13 protein-coding genes are annotated in these 15,467 nt (G+C 68.7%); 3 read left to right on the forward strand and 10 right to left on the reverse strand.

Annotation, left to right across the window (positions count from 1 at the left end; translation table 11 throughout):
* Positions 1-218: 218 nt before the first annotated feature.
* Entirely contained in the window at positions 219-2,969 is a 2,751-nt protein-coding gene (gene polA / locus EFAMC1_RS09915) for a DNA polymerase I (RefSeq protein WP_154054112.1), read from the reverse strand.
* A 225-nt stretch (positions 2,970-3,194) separates the two neighbouring features.
* Here polA and EFAMC1_RS09920 point away from each other — a divergent pair, with 225 nt between their 5' ends.
* Positions 3,195-3,401 carry a hypothetical protein gene (locus tag EFAMC1_RS09920; protein ID WP_154054113.1) on the forward strand — a complete coding sequence of 69 codons (207 nt, stop codon included), beginning with the start codon at positions 3,195-3,197 and terminating at the stop codon, positions 3,399-3,401.
* Between the two features lie 197 nt (positions 3,402-3,598).
* Here EFAMC1_RS09920 and uvrC read toward each other — a convergent pair whose 3' ends face one another.
* Positions 3,599-5,704: an excinuclease ABC subunit UvrC gene (uvrC, locus tag EFAMC1_RS09925; RefSeq protein ID WP_154054167.1), complete on the reverse strand. Its 2,106-nt coding sequence runs from the start codon at positions 5,702-5,704 to the stop codon at positions 3,599-3,601.
* A gap of 875 nt (positions 5,705-6,579) precedes the next feature.
* Between uvrC and EFAMC1_RS09930 the strand changes: the two genes are divergently transcribed.
* Together EFAMC1_RS09930 and EFAMC1_RS09935 are read left to right on the forward strand one after the other, a co-directional pair.
* Entirely contained in the window at positions 6,580-7,590 is a 1,011-nt protein-coding gene (locus EFAMC1_RS09930; RefSeq protein WP_154054114.1) for a lipid II:glycine glycyltransferase FemX, read from the forward strand.
* Between the two features lie 124 nt (positions 7,591-7,714).
* Complete coding sequence (locus EFAMC1_RS09935; RefSeq protein WP_154054115.1) at positions 7,715-8,638, forward strand: PHP domain-containing protein; 924 nt, start codon at positions 7,715-7,717, stop codon at positions 8,636-8,638.
* A 10-nt stretch (positions 8,639-8,648) separates the two neighbouring features.
* Here the strand turns inward: EFAMC1_RS09935 and hisE are convergent, their stop codons facing one another.
* The 8 genes from hisE to hisD all read right to left on the reverse strand — a co-directional run bounded on the left by hisE (position 8,649) and on the right by hisD (position 15,467).
* Positions 8,649-8,966, reverse strand: a complete 318-nt coding sequence (hisE, locus tag EFAMC1_RS09940; RefSeq protein ID WP_154054116.1) for a phosphoribosyl-ATP diphosphatase — start codon at positions 8,964-8,966, stop codon at positions 8,649-8,651.
* Positions 8,967-9,058: 92 nt separating this feature from the next.
* Entirely contained in the window at positions 9,059-9,454 is a 396-nt protein-coding gene (gene hisI, locus EFAMC1_RS09945; RefSeq protein ID WP_261981869.1) for a phosphoribosyl-AMP cyclohydrolase, read from the reverse strand.
* A gap of 537 nt (positions 9,455-9,991) precedes the next feature.
* On the reverse strand, positions 9,992-10,774 hold the full coding sequence (gene hisF, locus EFAMC1_RS09950; RefSeq protein ID WP_154054117.1) for an imidazole glycerol phosphate synthase subunit HisF: 783 nt from the start codon (positions 10,772-10,774) through the stop codon (positions 9,992-9,994).
* 54 nt (positions 10,775-10,828) lie between these two features.
* Complete coding sequence (locus tag EFAMC1_RS09955) at positions 10,829-11,575, reverse strand: HisA/HisF-related TIM barrel protein (RefSeq protein ID WP_154054118.1); 747 nt, start codon at positions 11,573-11,575, stop codon at positions 10,829-10,831.
* A complete protein-coding gene (locus EFAMC1_RS09960; protein ID WP_154054119.1) occupies positions 11,572-12,336 on the reverse strand; it encodes a glutamine amidotransferase-related protein in 765 nt (254 codons plus the stop codon). The genes EFAMC1_RS09955 and EFAMC1_RS09960 overlap by 4 nt, the downstream gene beginning before the upstream one ends.
* Positions 12,333-12,923 (reverse strand): imidazoleglycerol-phosphate dehydratase HisB, encoded by a 591-nt coding sequence (gene hisB / locus EFAMC1_RS09965; protein WP_154054120.1) that lies wholly within the window; start codon positions 12,921-12,923, stop codon positions 12,333-12,335. The genes EFAMC1_RS09960 and hisB overlap by 4 nt, the downstream gene beginning before the upstream one ends.
* Before the next feature lie 8 nt (positions 12,924-12,931).
* Positions 12,932-14,059 (reverse strand): histidinol-phosphate transaminase, encoded by a 1,128-nt coding sequence (hisC, locus tag EFAMC1_RS09970; RefSeq protein WP_154054121.1) that lies wholly within the window; start codon positions 14,057-14,059, stop codon positions 12,932-12,934.
* Positions 14,060-14,063: 4 nt separating this feature from the next.
* Positions 14,064-15,467 (reverse strand): histidinol dehydrogenase, encoded by a 1,404-nt coding sequence (gene hisD, locus EFAMC1_RS09975; RefSeq protein ID WP_154054122.1) that lies wholly within the window; start codon positions 15,465-15,467, stop codon positions 14,064-14,066.

Below are 15,467 nucleotides of genomic sequence, written 5' to 3' on the forward strand. Positions count from 1 at the left end.
GACCCAATACCGTCCACCCCGCACATAAACGACTAACATGCATGTCTTGCACTTGTACATGCTATATACAAGTAAAACGTCATGTGGGAAGAAAACGGCAAGCGGATAAACGGAATACAGGGCCGGTCGGCCGTGGCCGCCGCACCAAGCAGCGGCCACGGCCGACCGGTTGTGAGCAGGCCACTTCCTTCGCAGCCGCCCAGTGTGAGCGGACCGGCCTACTTAGCAGCCGCCCAGTCCTTGCCCCAGCTCACCTCGGCCACGAGCGGCACGGAGAGCTTGACCACGCCCTCCATGGTCTCCTTCACGAGGCGGCTCAGCTCCTCGAGCTCGGCCTCGGGTACCTCGAAGTCCAGCTCGTCGTGGATCTGCAGGATGAGGCGGCTCTTGAGCCCCTCCTCGCGCATACGCGCGTCGACCGCGATCATCGCGAGCTTGATGATGTCGGCCGCCGTGCCCTGCATCGGGTGGTTCATGGCCGTGCGCTCGCCAAAGCTGCGCAGGTTGGCGTTCCTCGACAGGATGTCGGGCACGTGGCGCTTGCGGCCGAACATCGTCTCGACCCAGACGTTCTTCTTGGCCTCCGCGACGGTGCGGTCGAGGTAGGTGCGCACGCCAGGGTAGGCCGCGAAGTAGCGGTCGATCATCTCCTGCGCCTCGCGTCGCGGGATGCCCAGCGAGGTGGAGAGCCCGTAGGCCTGCTGGCCGTAGACGATGCCGAAGTTCACGGCCTTGGCGCGGCTGCGCAGCTCCGGCGTGACCTCGGCGACCGGCACGCCAAAGACGCGTGCGGCCGTCTCGGCGTGAAAGTCCTCGCCCTCGCAGAAGGCCGCGATGAGGTGCTCGTCGCCGGAGAGGTGCGCGAGCAGGCGCAGCTCGATCTGCGAGTAGTCGCACGCGAGGAAGACGCTGCCCGGGGCCACCGTGAACGCCGTGCGCACGCGCCGGCCCAGCTCGCTTCTGACGGGGATGTTCTGCAGGTTGGGGCTGGAGCTCGAGAGGCGCCCCGTCGCGGCCACAGTCTGGTTGAGGCTCGTGTGGATGCGCCCGTCGCCGGCGATGAGGGCCGGCAGGGCGTCCAGGTAGGTTGACTTGATCTTGGCCTTCTCGCGATAGGCCAGGACCTCGGCCACCACGTCGTAGCTGCGGGCAAGCTCCTCGAGCACCTTGGCGTTGGTGGAGTAGTAGCCGCGATGCGTCTTCTTGAGGCCCGCCGTGGGCAGGCCCAGGTCGTCGAAGAGCACGCCCGAGAGCTGCATGGGGCTGTCGATGTTGAACTCGCGGCCCGCCTCCTCGAAGACCCTGCGCCTGGAGGCCTCGATGTCGGCCCCCAGCTCGGCGGACTGCTGGGCAAGGACCGCAGGGTCGACGTGCATGCCCTGGCGCTCCATGCGCGCGAGCACGCCCACGAGCGGCATCTCGATCTGGTACATACAGCGGGCCGACCCGTCCTTCTCGAGCTCGTCGGCAAGCGCCGGCCGCGCGAGGCGCGACACCTCGGCGGCGATGGCCGAGGCTGGCACGTCGTCGGTGGGCTTGGGGAGCTCGCCTGAGAGGTAGCGCCCAGCAACGTCGGTCGCGCCGTAGGAGCCGGCCGAGGAGTCGAGCAGGTAGGTGGCCACGCCGTCGTCGAAGATGCGGTCCGCGGAGAGCTCGGCCGGGTCGAACGCGGAGCCCGCCTCCGGCTCGTACGCCGGAAGCGACGAGTCCACGGGATAGAGCGCGTGGACGAGGCGCTTCACGTCGAGCGAGGCCACCTTGCCCTGCTCGAACGCGCGGGCCACCAGCGAGCGTGCCCCGTCGCCTGCGAGCCTACCCACGCCGGCCTCGCATGAGGCCCAGACCTCGAGCTCGGGCTCGAAGAGCGTGCCCTGCACGGGAGCGTCCGCCACGACGATGCCAAGCCACTCCCCCGCCTCCAGCGCGTCGGCGAGCGCCTTCTCGAGGACCTCGCCCGAAAGCACCGGTCCCAGCTCGACGCACGCCGGCGTCGGGGCATCGCCGGCAGCGTCGTCGCCCGCGAGCGCGAGCACGCGGTTCGTCATGCCCGTGAACCCGAGCGCGCCGAAGGCGTCGCGCACGACCTGCACGTCGAACGTGGGGAACCTGGCGTCCGCGAGGTCCACGTCGATGGGCGCGTCGGTACGGATCTGGGCCACCTTGCGGCTGAGCAGCGCGTCGTCGATGTGGGCGCGCAGGCTCTCGCCCATCTTGCCCTTGACCTCGTCGGCATGCGCGATGACCTCGTCGAGCGAGCCGTACTTCACGATGAGGGCGCTCGCCTTCTTGGGGCCGATGCCCGGCACGCCGGGGATGTTGTCCGAGGTGTCGCCCTTGAGGCCGTAGAAGTCGGGCACGAGCTTGGGCGTGACGCCGTGGTAGAGGTCGTCGACGCTCTCGGGTGTCATGATGTTCACGTCCGAGACGCCCTTGCGCGTGGACACGACGTTCACGTGGTCGGTCACGAGCTGGTACATGTCGCGGTCGCCCGTGACGAGCAGCATGTCGTAGCCGGCCTCCTCGCCGCGCCGGGCGAGCGTGCCCAGGATGTCGTCGCCCTCCCAGCCCTCGAGCTCGACCACCGGCACGTCCATCTGGCGCAGCAGCTCCTTCACCATGGGGAACTGCTCGTGAAGGATGGGGTCCATGGGCGGCCGCTGGGCCTTGTACTGCGGCAGCATCTCCATGCGCACGCGCGGCTTGCCCTTGTCGAACGCGCAGATGACGCCGCTCGGGCGGAACTTCTCGACCAGCTTCACGAACATCGAGACGAAGCCGAAGATGGCGTTGGTCGGCCGGCCGTCGGGTGTGGTCATCGTGGGCGGGATGGCGTGGAAGGCGCGATGCATGAGCGAGTTGCCGTCCACCACGGCGATGGTGCGCCGGGCCTCCGGCTTGGCGGCGCTCGGGGTGGCCTCGAGCGTGATGTCGTCTGCGACCTGCGGTTCTTTCTGCGTGCCGTCCGTCATGGGGTAGCCCTTCTCCTTGGTTGCCAACCCATTGTAGACGGGGTCCGCCCTCCGCGGCGCGCGCGGGCCCGCGGGCCGCAGGCGCCGGGCCGCGGAATAGCGGCATGCGGGAGACGTCATGCTCTGGCACCTTTTGCCTGCGGATGCGTCGCGTGCTTGGCAGCGAAGGCGCGGGTTCCGCAGCAAGCAAGCCCCCGTGGGCAAGCCCCTCACGAAAGGGCCTCCATGGGCCTCATGGACCGCAACGATGACGGACGCGTGGGCCCGGGCGAGTTTGGCCGGGCAGCAGCCAAGACCGGCTGGGGGCTCACGATGCTGCAGATGATGGACGAGGACGGCGACCCCGGCCCGGGCGGTGGTCCCGGCGGCGGCTCGGGAGGTGGCTGCGGTCAGGCCCCTGACTGCGGACAGGCCCCTATTGATTGCGGATAGCTCCTCACCGCCGGCCGTAGCGTTTTCGGACAAGTGGGCTTCTCGCCACCTGGGGTTTTGTCGAAGCCGTTGTCCAAAACCGCTACGTTCGGCAAACGCTGGGACGGGGCCCCGCTCCCCTACCGCCGAGTGGAGCTTTTTTGGACAAAGCGACCCTCAGTCACCTGGGGTTTTGTCCGGTCGCTTGTCCGAAGACACTACAGTGACGGGACGGGGGCGTCGATGGGCGCGTCAGTGGGTACGTCGTTGGCTGTATCAGCGGCCGTGTCGTCGGATACGTCACCAGACGTCTCGTCGGATGCGTTGTCGGGCATCTCGTTGGGCAAGTCACCGGGCGCATCGCCAGATGCGTCCCCCAGCGCCCGCTCGCGGCCGCGGCCCAGTTCCTCGTCCCATGCCCTCAGGGTCCCCCAGATCTCGTGCGCCACCTCGGCTGGAATCCCCGGCACCGCGGCGATCTCGGCCTCGCTCGCCTCGCGCAGGTGCTTCATGCTGCCAAAGGCCCGACGCAGTGCCCGCTTGCGCTTCTCCCCCACGCCCGGAATCTCGTCGAGAATCGACACCGTCATCGCCTTGTCGCGAAGCTCGCGGTGGAACGTGATGGCGAAGCGGTGCGCCTCGTCTCGCACGCGCTTCACGAGGTAGAGCGACGCAGAGCCGCTCGGCAGCACCACCGGCATGTCATCCCACGGCACGAAGAGCTCCTCGTCCGACTTTGCGAGGCCCGCCATCGGGATGTCCACGCCCAGCGCCCCCAGCTGCTCGATGGCAGCCGTGAGCTGCGGCTTTCCGCCATCGAGGATGAGCAGGTCGGGCTTTTTGCCAAAGCGCTCGTCGGCCATGCACTCGGGCCCATAGCGCCTCGCCAGTACCTCGCTCATGCTCACGAAGTCGTTGGCCTCGTCCAGCTCGGCGCGAATCTTGAAGCGGCGATACTGGCTCTTGTCGGGATGCCCGCCCGTGAACACCACCATCGACGCCACCGTGTGCTTGCCGTGGATGGTCGAGATGTCGAAGCACTCGATGCGCATGGGCGGCTCGTCCAGGGCCAGCGCGCTCTCCAGCTGGAGCAGCGCCTCATTGGTACGCTTGTCCTCGTAACCGGTGCGCAGCTCGTAGCGCGCGAGGTAGTGGTGGGCGTTGTTGGTTGCCATCTGGGCCACCTGGGCCTTCGCCCCGCGCTGGGGCACGTGCAGCGTCACGCGCCGGCCACGCCGGGCCGTGAGCCAGCCCTCCACCGTCTCGGCATCCGCAAGCGCGCAGGGCACGCAGACCTCAGTGGGGATGTCGCCCGTCTGGTCGTAGTAGCGCTTCACGAAGCCGTCGACCAGTTCCTCCTCGCCCACGTCGAGGCCCTTGTCGAGCACGAACTCGCAGGTACGGCTCACGCGGCCCTCGCGTACCACGAACACGCAGGCGCCCGCGATGGTCTCCTCGCGCCAGAACCCGATGACGTCGGTGTCCTGCCCGCCACCGAGCACCACGCGCTGCTTGTCGTCGAGCCCGTCGATGACGGCGAGGCGGCGTTTCACGCGCCCAGCCCGCTCGAAGTCGAGGTTCGCGGCGGCCTCGGCCATCTCGGCCTTGAGCTCGGCCACGAACTCGCCGCGATGGCCCGCGAGGAAGCGCTCCACCTGCGTCACGTGGCCGGCATACTCCTCGGGCGTGACGCAGCCCGCGCACACGCCGGGCCCGCGTCCCACGTGGTAGTCGAAGCAGGGGCGGCCGTGCTCGGCCTGGGCCAGCGCCACGACGTCGCCCTGCTCGGGATGCGCCTCGATCTGGCGGCGCACGCGCTTCCACTCGGCGCAGGTGGCGATGCACAGCGGCATCACCTTGCGGACCACGTCGATCGTGGCGCGCGCGGCGCGGGCATCGGTGTAGGGGCCAAAGTAGCGCGTCTCGGGGCGGTGACGCTCGCGCGTGTACTTGATGGCCGGGAAGACGTCGCCTTTCGTGAGCGCGATGTAGGGGTAGCTCTTGTCGTCCTTGAGGTCGACGTTGAAGGGAGGGCGGTACTGGTGGATGAGGTTGATCTCGAGGACGAGGGCCTCGTGCTCGGAGCCCACGACCACGTAGTCGAAGCTTGCCGTGGCCGCCATGAGGCGCGGAACCATGGGGCGTTCGTCGGTGAGCTGCACGTACTGGCGCATGCGGGCGCGCAGGTTCTTGGCCTTGCCCACGTAGAGTACGTCGCCCTTGGCGTCCTTCCAGAGGTAGCAGCCCGGGTCGGTGGGAACGAGCGCCACCTGCTCGGCGATGGTGGGCAGGTGGGCGGGACCCGCAGCGGCCGCCTCGCGCACGGCCGCGGCCGCCGTGGCCGCGTCGCTCGCAAGCGCGGCCTCGAGTTTGCCGACATCGCCCAGAGCGGGCCCCTTGTCACCGCTTCCCGCGAACCCGTCCGTGGCGCCGACCTTGGGCGTGCCCTCGTCTCCGAGCTTTGACACTCGTCTCCCCCTCCCCGAATGTGATGCATTAGATTCTAGCAACCGGTCGGACGGGCTCGCCCTGGACAGAGCCCACGGAGGCCGTCGTGCGCGGGACGCGCGAGTCGGCAAGGGCTCGCGAGGGGCCCGCTCTCGGACGATTCCGCGCGAACGGCCCCTCCCGGACGGGTTCGCAGGCCATCTACCGAAGCATTCGGAAATCAGGTCTTCGCACTTTTGAGTTGTGAACGTTTTTTTGGGCGCTTCGACCCCGTCTGGGAGGCAAACCCCAAATAAGCTACTCGGGCCACGCTCAAAACGGAGGGTAAATTCGTTCACAACTCAAAAGTGCGAAGACGTCAATTGCGAATGCTCCGGTAGATGGCCCGCAAGCCGGCCGGATGCCCGGCTTTTCAAAGGCGAGGCCAATCGCCGACCCCGCATGACCAGACAGACGCCTGCCTTCAAGGGCGCGGCTCGGTCGTCGGCCCGCCCAGATGGAATAGTATGGCGCAATCGCCGACCCCGCACGGGAGCGTGACACGGCCGTCGGCCCCGCATGGCCAAATGTCGAGGAGGCGGCAGGTCACGAGGGGCGACCCCAGGCGGACCTGCCCGTCTGGTTTCGCCGTGTGATTCCGCAAGGCGCAGGCCGGCGGGCCTAAGATGATGAGTTGCAAAAGGAGGCGGAGGACCGCGCCCACGCGACGCGCCGGCAGTCCGCCACGCCCGACTACGACACAGGAGCGCACGTGATCGAAGCAAGGGACATCACCATCGACGAGCTCGAGGCCACCGCGGCAGAGCTTGGCATCAGCCTGCCCATCGAGCAGACCTCCGCCTGGTCCCGCTACCAGGCCACCATCGACGGCCGCACGCCGTGGGGCTGCGTCGCCCTCGAGGAGCACGACGCGGACGGCGCCGCCCACACCGTCGCCCTCGCGAGCCTGTTCGACTACGAGACCCACGGCTACCACTACCTGCGCACCAACCACGCGCCGGTCTGGGTGGAGACGCCCACGCCCGAGCAGGAGGCCGTGGGCATCGAGGCCCTCGCCGCTCACGTCCACAAGCGCGACCACAAGCAGGTCTTCATCCGCCTGTCGGTCCTCGCCGACCTGCCTGCCTGTGAGCCCACGCTTTCCGGCATTCCCTACGACCACACGGTCATCATCGACGTCACGGGCGGCGACGAGGCCATCCTCTCGCGCATGAAGCCACGCGGGCGCAGGGACGTGCGCAAGAGCCTGCGCGAGAGCCCGGCCACCTGCGCCGACGAGACCGAGCTCGCCGCCAAGAGCTTCGAGGAGTACTACGACGTCATGCGCGAGACGGGCGAGCGTGACGGCTTCCACCCCGCTCCCTGCAGCGACTACGAGGACATGATCCGCATCCTTGGGCCCAAGCACTGCCGCGTCTACGCCGGCCGCATCGACGGGCGCGTGGTCACCTGGTCGATCGTCACCATCTCGGGTACGCGCGGCGTGCGCTACTACGGCGCGAGCCGCAACGACACCATGCGCCAGCACGTCACCGACAAGCTCGTCTACTTCGAGTGCTGCAACCTGGGCGCCAACAAGGGCTGCCTGGACTACGACATGATGGCCATCGGCAGCGACTTCTCGCCCAAGCTCATGGGGCTCAACGAGTTCAAGACCAAGTTCACCAAGGAGGTCGCCGAGGTGGCCCCCGCCCGCGACCTGCCACTGCGCCACACGTTCTACAAGGCGCTCGTCACGGCCAAGAAGATCCGCGACCGCTAACCCCACCTGTCACGTTTCCTTCCGGATGATTTGTCACGTTTTGACGTGGGGGCAGGTGGCGGGCCGGCAGCGAGACCTCAGACCGGTCGCCGCACCCCGTACGAACACAGCCCGAGGAGCACCCATGACGCCCATCGTCGACTGTCACACGCACACGAGCTTCTCGGACGGCGAGCCGACCCTTGACGAGGTGGTGCGCGCGGCAGCCGTGACCGGCTGCTCCACCCTCGTGACCACCGACCACCTGACGCTGCCCGCCAGCATGGACCCCGACCTCGAGTGCCAGGTTCCCGAGGCGCGGCTGGCCGAGCGCCGCGGGGCCTTCGAGCAGGCCCGGGGCCTCGCCCGCGAGCTCACGGAGGGAGGGGGCACGCCGCTCGAGCTGGTCTACGGCTATGAGTGCGACTGGTACCCCGGCTGCGAGGAGAACATCCGGCGCTGGTCGGCAGGCGCTGTGGTGCTACTGGGAAGCGTCCACTGGATCGGCGACCCGGGCGACGTGCACGCAGGCGCGGCGGGCTCCGCGGAGGCGCGAGAGACGGGCGTGGCGCAGGCGGGCCTTCCCGGCACCGACGCAGGCTGGATCGACTACTCGGAGGACAAGCACGTCTGGGAGCAGCTGGGTGCCGACGAGGTCTGGCACCGCTACGCCGACGCCTGGTGCCAGGCGTGCGCCTGCCCCGTCGGCTTTGACTCGATGGCCCACCCGGACCTGGCGATGCGCTTTGCCAACGAGGGCTACCCCGCGACGATGGACCTGTCGCCGCTCTGGGACCAGATGGCCGCGTGCGCGCACGACTGCGGGCGGCGCATCGAGGTCTCCACGGCGGGCCTGCGCAAGAGCGTGGGGGCCTACTACCCCTCGGCAGGCCTGCTCGAGCGGTTCCACGAGGCGGAGGTGCCCATCACCGTGGGCTCCGACGCGCACCGCGCCTGCGACGTGTGCTGGGGCATCCGCGACGCCTACCGCTACGCGCACGCCGCTGGCTACCGTGCCATCGAGGTGCCCCACGCGGACGGCAGCTGGGAGAGCGTGCCGCTGGAGTAGGCTGCGGCCCCTACTTCATGCGCGCATTGAGCTCGCCGGCCAGCTCGTCGAGCGAGATGCCAAAGCGCTCCATGGTCACGAGCAGGTGGTACACGAGGTCGCCGCACTCGTAGCGGATGTGGTCGTGGTCATCGTCCTTGCAGGCCATGATGACCTCGCTCGACTCCTCGGCAAGCTTCTTGAGCAGCTCGTCCTCGACCTCGGTGAGCAGCTTGGCCGTGTAGCTCACCTCCGGCGACGCCTCGCGACGGCCGTGGATCGTCGCGGCCAGGCTCTCGAGCGTCTCGCCGATGTTTCCGGGCTGGACGTTTGCGGTTCGGACTCCCATGACTGGTCCTCTCGATTTGCAGGTATCTTGGCCTGCGGTTTATTGATGATATTGACTGCTGCCGGTCGACCGGGCACGCGACGCGGCGGCGCCTAGGCGACTCGGTTGAAGAAGCAGCTGCGGTGCCCCGTGTGGCAGGCAGGACCCGGCGAGTCGACCTTCACGAGCAGCGTGTCCTTGTCGCAGTCGGCCCAAAGCTCCTTGACCTGCTGCATGTTTCCGCTGGTGGCGCCCTTGTTCCAAAGCTCCTGGCGCGAGCGGCTCCAGAACCACGTGCTGCCCGTCTTGAGCGTGAGGCGGATGGACTCCGCGCTCATCCACGCCACCATGAGCACCTCGCCCGTATCGAACTGCTGCACCACGCAGGGGATAAGCCCCCGGTCGTCAAACCTGAGCGATGCCGGGTCAAAGCCCGCCCGCAGGTCCTCGTAGTGCGAGGATGCCGGCGCAGACCCTGCCGACGCCCCCATGGCATTGCTGTCCCCCATGTCCCTCCTTAGGCGGCACGCACGGTCACCGCCAACACACGTCTCGTCCTTGGCCTTCCTCACGAGCTGGCTCGACGTCTCGGAACCGATTCGACACTTCAAAACCGACTCGGTACCTCAAAGCTAACTCGGTGCCCCGGAACTGGAATGGCGTTCCGCAATCGACCTCAAGTCCAAGGGCCGTTTCGGGCTCCAAAGCCGGTTTGCACTTTATCATACTAAAGTATAGGTGGAAAGAGCGCACCCTTTCTGAGCCTCGTGGCACACTGCGCCTCGTGGCACACCTCAGACGGCTCACAGAAAAAGTAATCCGTTATCTAGATTTTTCGAGGCCCGCGCCACATCAAGCCACATCGAGGAAAAACCAGCAAGCATTGTACCTGCGACTTTGCCAGAGCCATCTCGCACCCACACGGGCATTGCTCGCCGCCCACGCAGAAAAATCTAGATAACGGAAAAGTTTTGCTTTGGCGCACCCGGACAGAGACCCAAAGACGGGGACCCGCCCACAAAACCGGCCGCTGCGGCGCATGAATCCTAGAAGTCCAGGCGCACCGGGATGCCCTGGCTCGCCATGTACTCCTTGACCTGCCGCACACTAAACGTCCCAAAGTGAAACACGCTCGCGGCCAGCACCGCGTCCGCCTCGCCCTCGATGATGCCCTCGGCAAAGTGCTCGAGCGTGCCCACGCCGCCGCTCGCGATGACGGGAATGGGCACCGCGCGCGCCACCGCACGGGTGAGCGCCAGGTCGAAGCCCTCCTTGGTGCCGTCGCGGTCCATGCTCGTGAGCAGGATCTCGCCGGCGCCGCGCCGCGCGGCCTCCTCCGCCCAGGCCACCGCGTCGATGCCCGTGGCCACACGACCACCCGCCACGTAGACCTCCCAGCGGTCGGCACCAGGAGCCCCGGGCTTCCCCACGCGCTTGGCATCGATGGCACAGACCACGGCCTGGCTGCCAAACGCGCGCGCCGCCACCGTGATGAGCTCGGGGTTCTTGATGGCAGCCGAGTTGAGCGAGACCTTGTCAGCACCGGCGGCGACCATGGTGCGCATGCCCTCGAGGTCGCGGAAGCCGCCGCCCACGGTGTAGGGAATCGCCAGCTCGCGGGCCGCACGAGCGGCCATGTCGATAGTCGTGGCACGATTGTCGCTCGTGGCCGTGATGTCGAGGAACACCACCTCGTCGGCGCCCTCGCGGTCGTAGGCCGCGGCAAGCTCGACGGGGTCGCCGGCGTCGCGCAGGTCCACGAAGTTGACGCCCTTGACGACGCGGCCGTTCTTGACGTCCAGGCACGGAATCACGCGCTTGGTAAGCATGGTTGCCTCCTCGATGGGACCGCCGCTCCCGCGGCCGTCCCGCTTGGCTCTCGCCTACTGTGCCTCTCCCCTCGCGATGGCAAGGGCGTCCTTGAGCGAGAAGCTCGCCTCGTAGATGGCACGGCCCGTGATGGCGCCCTCGATGACGTCGGGACCGGCGGCGGCCAGCGCCCGGATGTCGTCCAGGCTCGTGATGCCACCGCTTGCCACCACGGGAAAGCCCGCGATCTTGGCGACGCGCCGGTACGCCTCGACATCGATGCCCGTCTGCATGCCGTCGCGTGCGATGTCGGTGTAGACGAGGTGCCGAAAGCCCAGCTCCCGCAGGTGCCCCACCACGTCGCCCACGCTTCTCGAGACGCCCTCGCGCCACCCGTTCACCTTGACCTGCCCGTCACGCGCGGCGACGTCGGCCACGATGCACTCGCCGAAGCCCCTGGCGACGACCTCGGCAAACGACGGCTCGCGCACGAGCACCGTGCCGAGCGAGATGCGCTTCACGCCCAGCTCGCGCAGCTGGTCGACGCGCGCGAGCGAGCGCACGCCGCCGCCGGCGTCCACGGAGATGCCGTCAACCTCGCAGATTGCCCTGATGGCGGCATCGTTGGCGGCGCGGGCGGCCTCGTCCTCCTCGAACGCGGAGGAGAGGTCGATGACGTGTACCCACGTGGCGCCCTGCTCGGCAAAGTGACGGGCGACGGCCGCCGGGTTCTCCGAGTAGACCTTCATCTTGGAGCGGTCGCCACGCTCGAGGCGAACGACCTTGCCGCCCACGAGGTCGATGGCTGGAAACAGGATCACTTTGCGCTGCCTTTCACGATCGAGACGAAGTTCCTGAGAATCGCGAGTCCCGTGGCCGAGCTCTTCTCGGGATGGAACTGGCACCCGAACACGTTGCCCTTCCAGGCGACGCATGGGAAGCTCCGCACGTAGTGCGTGCGGGCGGCGACCTCGGCCGGGTCGGCGTCGTCGGCCGCCGCGTAGGAGTGGGTGAAGTAGAGATTGGCGCCCTCGGCAAAGCCCGAAAGCAGCGGGCAGTCGCGCCCGGCAGCCGTCACGTGCACCTGGTCCCAGCCCACGTGCGGCACCTTGAGCCGCGCGGACTCGAGCCGCGTGCAGGAGCCCGAGAGGATGCCCAGGCCGCGCACCCACCGATGGGACGCCCCGAGCTCGTCGGGTGCCTCGAACACGGTGCCCGCCGCGAGGCCCTCGCCCAGAGGTCCTGCCGACGAGACTGCTGCGGCATCGGCCGGCACGTCCTCGTCACCCCGGTCGTAGAGCAGCTGGAGCCCGAGACAGATGCCCAAAAAGGGCACGCCTGCGGCCACCGCCGCGCGGATTGCCTCGTCCTGGCCGCTCTCGTGCACGAACGTGGTAGCGTCATAGAACGAGCCCACGCCGGGAAGCACGAGGCCGGCCGCACACGCGATGTCGGCGGGGTCGTCGGAGACGAGCACGTTCTCCCAGCCCGCGCGCACGAGCCCGCGCTCCACGCTCGAGAGGTTGCCCTTGTGGTAGTTGATGACGACGATGGGCGCGGACGCCTCCGCCGGCGCGCTCATGCGAGCACGCCCTTCGTGGACGGCACGCCGGTGACGCGCGGGTCTTTCTCGCACGCGAAGCGCAGGGCACGGCCGAACGCCTTGAACGCCGCCTCGATGATGTGGTGCGAGTTGGAGCCCTCGAGCTCGCGAACGTGCAGCGTAAGGGCCGCGTCGCGCGCGAAGGCGATGAAGAACTCCTCGGCGAGCTCGGTGTCGAACGTGCCCACCTTCTGCGTCTGGAGCGGAAGCGTCACGTAGGCCTGACCGCGCCCGGAGACGTCGATGGCGGCCTGCACGAGCGCCTCGTCCATGGCGATGCAGACGTCGGAGAAGCGGCCGATGCCCGCCTTGCCGCCCAGCGCCTCGCGCACGGCCTGGCCCAGCACGATGCCCACGTCCTCGACGGTGTGGTGGTCGTCGACCTGGCAGTCGCCGGTGGCCCGCACCGTGAGGTCAAAGAGACCGTGGCGGCCGAACGCGCTCAGCATGTGGTCGAAGAACCCCACGCCGGTCGAGACGTCCACCTTGCCGGTGCCGTCGAGGTCGATCGTGAGGGTGATGTCGGTCTCGCCGGTGGTGCGCGAGACGGTTGCGATGCGGGACATGGGGCCTCCTAGGAGAGGGCTTGGAGCGAATCGGACGGGCCGGCGGCGGGGAGCAGCTCGCCGAGCGCGGCCAGCACGGCGTCGTTCTCCTCGGGCGTGCCCACGGTGACGCGCAGGCAGTCGGCGAGGCCCGGCGCGTACGAGAAGTCGCGCACGAGGATGGAGAACTCGTCCCGCAGGCGGCGACGCACCTCGCTTGCCCCCGGCACGCGCACCAGCAGGAAGTTGCCCTCGCTCGGCCAGACGGTGAGCTCGCGCGTGCGGGCCAGCTCACGCAGCGCCGCAAGCACGCGGGCGCGCTCGGACACGATGGTGGCCACCGTGGGCGCAAACTCGTCGCGCAGGCGCACGGCCGTGAGCGCCGCCGCCTGCGTGAGCACGTTGACCGAGTAGAGCTGGCGCACAGCCGCGAGCGCTTCCACCACGTCGGGCGCTGCGAGCACATAGCCGCAGCGCGCGCCCGCAAGCGCGAACGCCTTCGAGAGCGTGTGGAGCACGACGAGGTTGTCGTACGCGTCGAGCAGCGACTCACAGGAGCTCCCCGGGGCCGCGAACTCGCCGTACGCCTCGTCGACCATCACGAGGCCCGGACACGCCTCGCAGAGCCTCCGCACGAGAGCCACGGGCGCGAGGTCTCCCGTGGGGTTGTTGGGCGAGGTCAGGATGATGAGGTTGGCCTTGCCGGCGGCGTCGACGAGCGCGTCGTCGTCCGCAAGCATCGTCTCGGGGTCGCGCCAGACCTCGGCCACGTCCGTCTGCGTGAGCGAGGCGAAGAAGGCGTACTCGGAGAACGTGGGCGGGCAGATCGCGAGCGTGCGGCCTGGCCCGCCAAAGGCGAGCAGGAAGTTATAGAGCAGCTCGTCGCCGCCGTTGCCCACGATGACGTGCGCCCGGTCGGTGCCGTGCCAGGCCGCGAGCTCGTCGCGCAGCTCGTTGGAGAGCGGGTCGGGGTAGCGGTTGGTGTGCGTGGCGGCAAGCGCCTCGTCGATGGCCGCACGGGCCGCGGGTGGCACGTCGTAGGTGTTCTCGTTGGCCGACAGGTTGATGCGCGTCGGCGTGAAGTTGGGGTCGTAGACGTCGAGGTCACGCAGGTGCGGCTGCACGAGGGCCTGGACGCGCGGCGAGAGTTGGGGCATGGATCTACTCCTCCTTGTCGTAGCCGGGCAGGTAGGGGACGCCGGGCTTGCCGAGGTCGCACGGCCAGGCCGTGCGCATCGCGCCATTACATGCGGCGGCCGCGTCGGCAAAGCCGTCCTCGCCCTGCTCCACGAGCCTCCTGCGCAGCCCCACCGAGAGCGCGTGGCTCCACAGGCCCTCGGACTGCGCGAGCGCCTGCACGGCGGGGCCGTCGGCGGCGAGGCCTGCCGGCGTGTAGCTGATTACGCTCGAGCGCTTCACGAAGTCGTAGACGCCGAGCGGGTTGGAGAACTTGGCCGTGCCGCCCGTGGGCAGCGTGTGGTTGGGGCCGGCCACGTAGTCGCCGAGCGGCTCGGAGCTCCAGGGGCCCACGAAGATGGCGCCCGCGTTCTCGATGGAGCCCAGGAGACTCATGGCGTCGGCGCAGTGAAGCTCAAGGTGCTCGGGCGCCACCACGTTCACGGCGGCCACGGCGTCGGCGAGCGTGTCGCACGCGACGATGACGCCGTGGCTGAGGCTCTTGCGCGTGACCTCCTCGCGCGGGCTCTGCGAGACGAGCCGCTCGATGGCGTCCTCCACGGCGACCGGCAGCGCCGGCGCGTCGGTCACGAGGTAGCACGTGGCCATGGGGTCGTGCTCGGCCTGGGCCATGAGGTCGGCAGCGACCACCACGGAGTCGGCCGTAGCATCTGCCAGCACGCACACCTCGGAGGGGCCGGCCACCATGTCGATGCCCACGTCGCCCATGACGTAGCGCTTGGCGGCCGCCACGTAGGCGTTGCCGGGACCGGTGATCTTGGCCACGCGCGGGATTGACTCGGTGCCGTACGCGAGCGCGGCGATGGCCTGGGCGCCACCCACGGCGTAGACCTCGTCCACGCCCGCGAGCTTGGCCGCGCAGAGCGTATAGGCCGAGAGGCTGCCATCCCTCTGAGGCGGCGTCACCATGACGATGTGCCGCACGCCCGCCACCTTAGCCGGTACCGCGTTCATGAGCACGGTGGAGGGGTACTGGGCGCGCCCGCCCGGCACGTAGATGCCCACGCTCGGCAGCGGGGTGATCTTGACGCCCAGGATGGTGCCGTCGGGGCGCGTCGAGAACATCGACTGCTGCACCTCGCGCTCATGGAAGGCGCGAATCTGGCGGTGCGCCAGCTCGAGGCTCTCGAGGAACTCGGGGTCGACTAGGGTGGGCGCGGCCTCGATGAGCTCGTCGGGCACGCGGAAGGCCGTGGGGCACGAGCCGTCGAACCTCTCGCAGTAGGCGCGCACGGCCGCGTCGCCGTTGTCGCGCACGTCGTCGACGATGGCCTCGGCGCTCGCCATGACCTCCTTGGGCAGGGCTCCCGCGCGCTTGATGTCCGCGTTGGTGAGGGTACGGCCGCCCGTCAGGTCTACGTGAATCAT

Source organism: Olsenella uli, assembly GCF_901212675.1.
In the GTDB taxonomy this organism is placed as follows: Bacteria; Actinomycetota; Coriobacteriia; order Coriobacteriales; family Atopobiaceae; genus Parolsenella; species Parolsenella uli_B.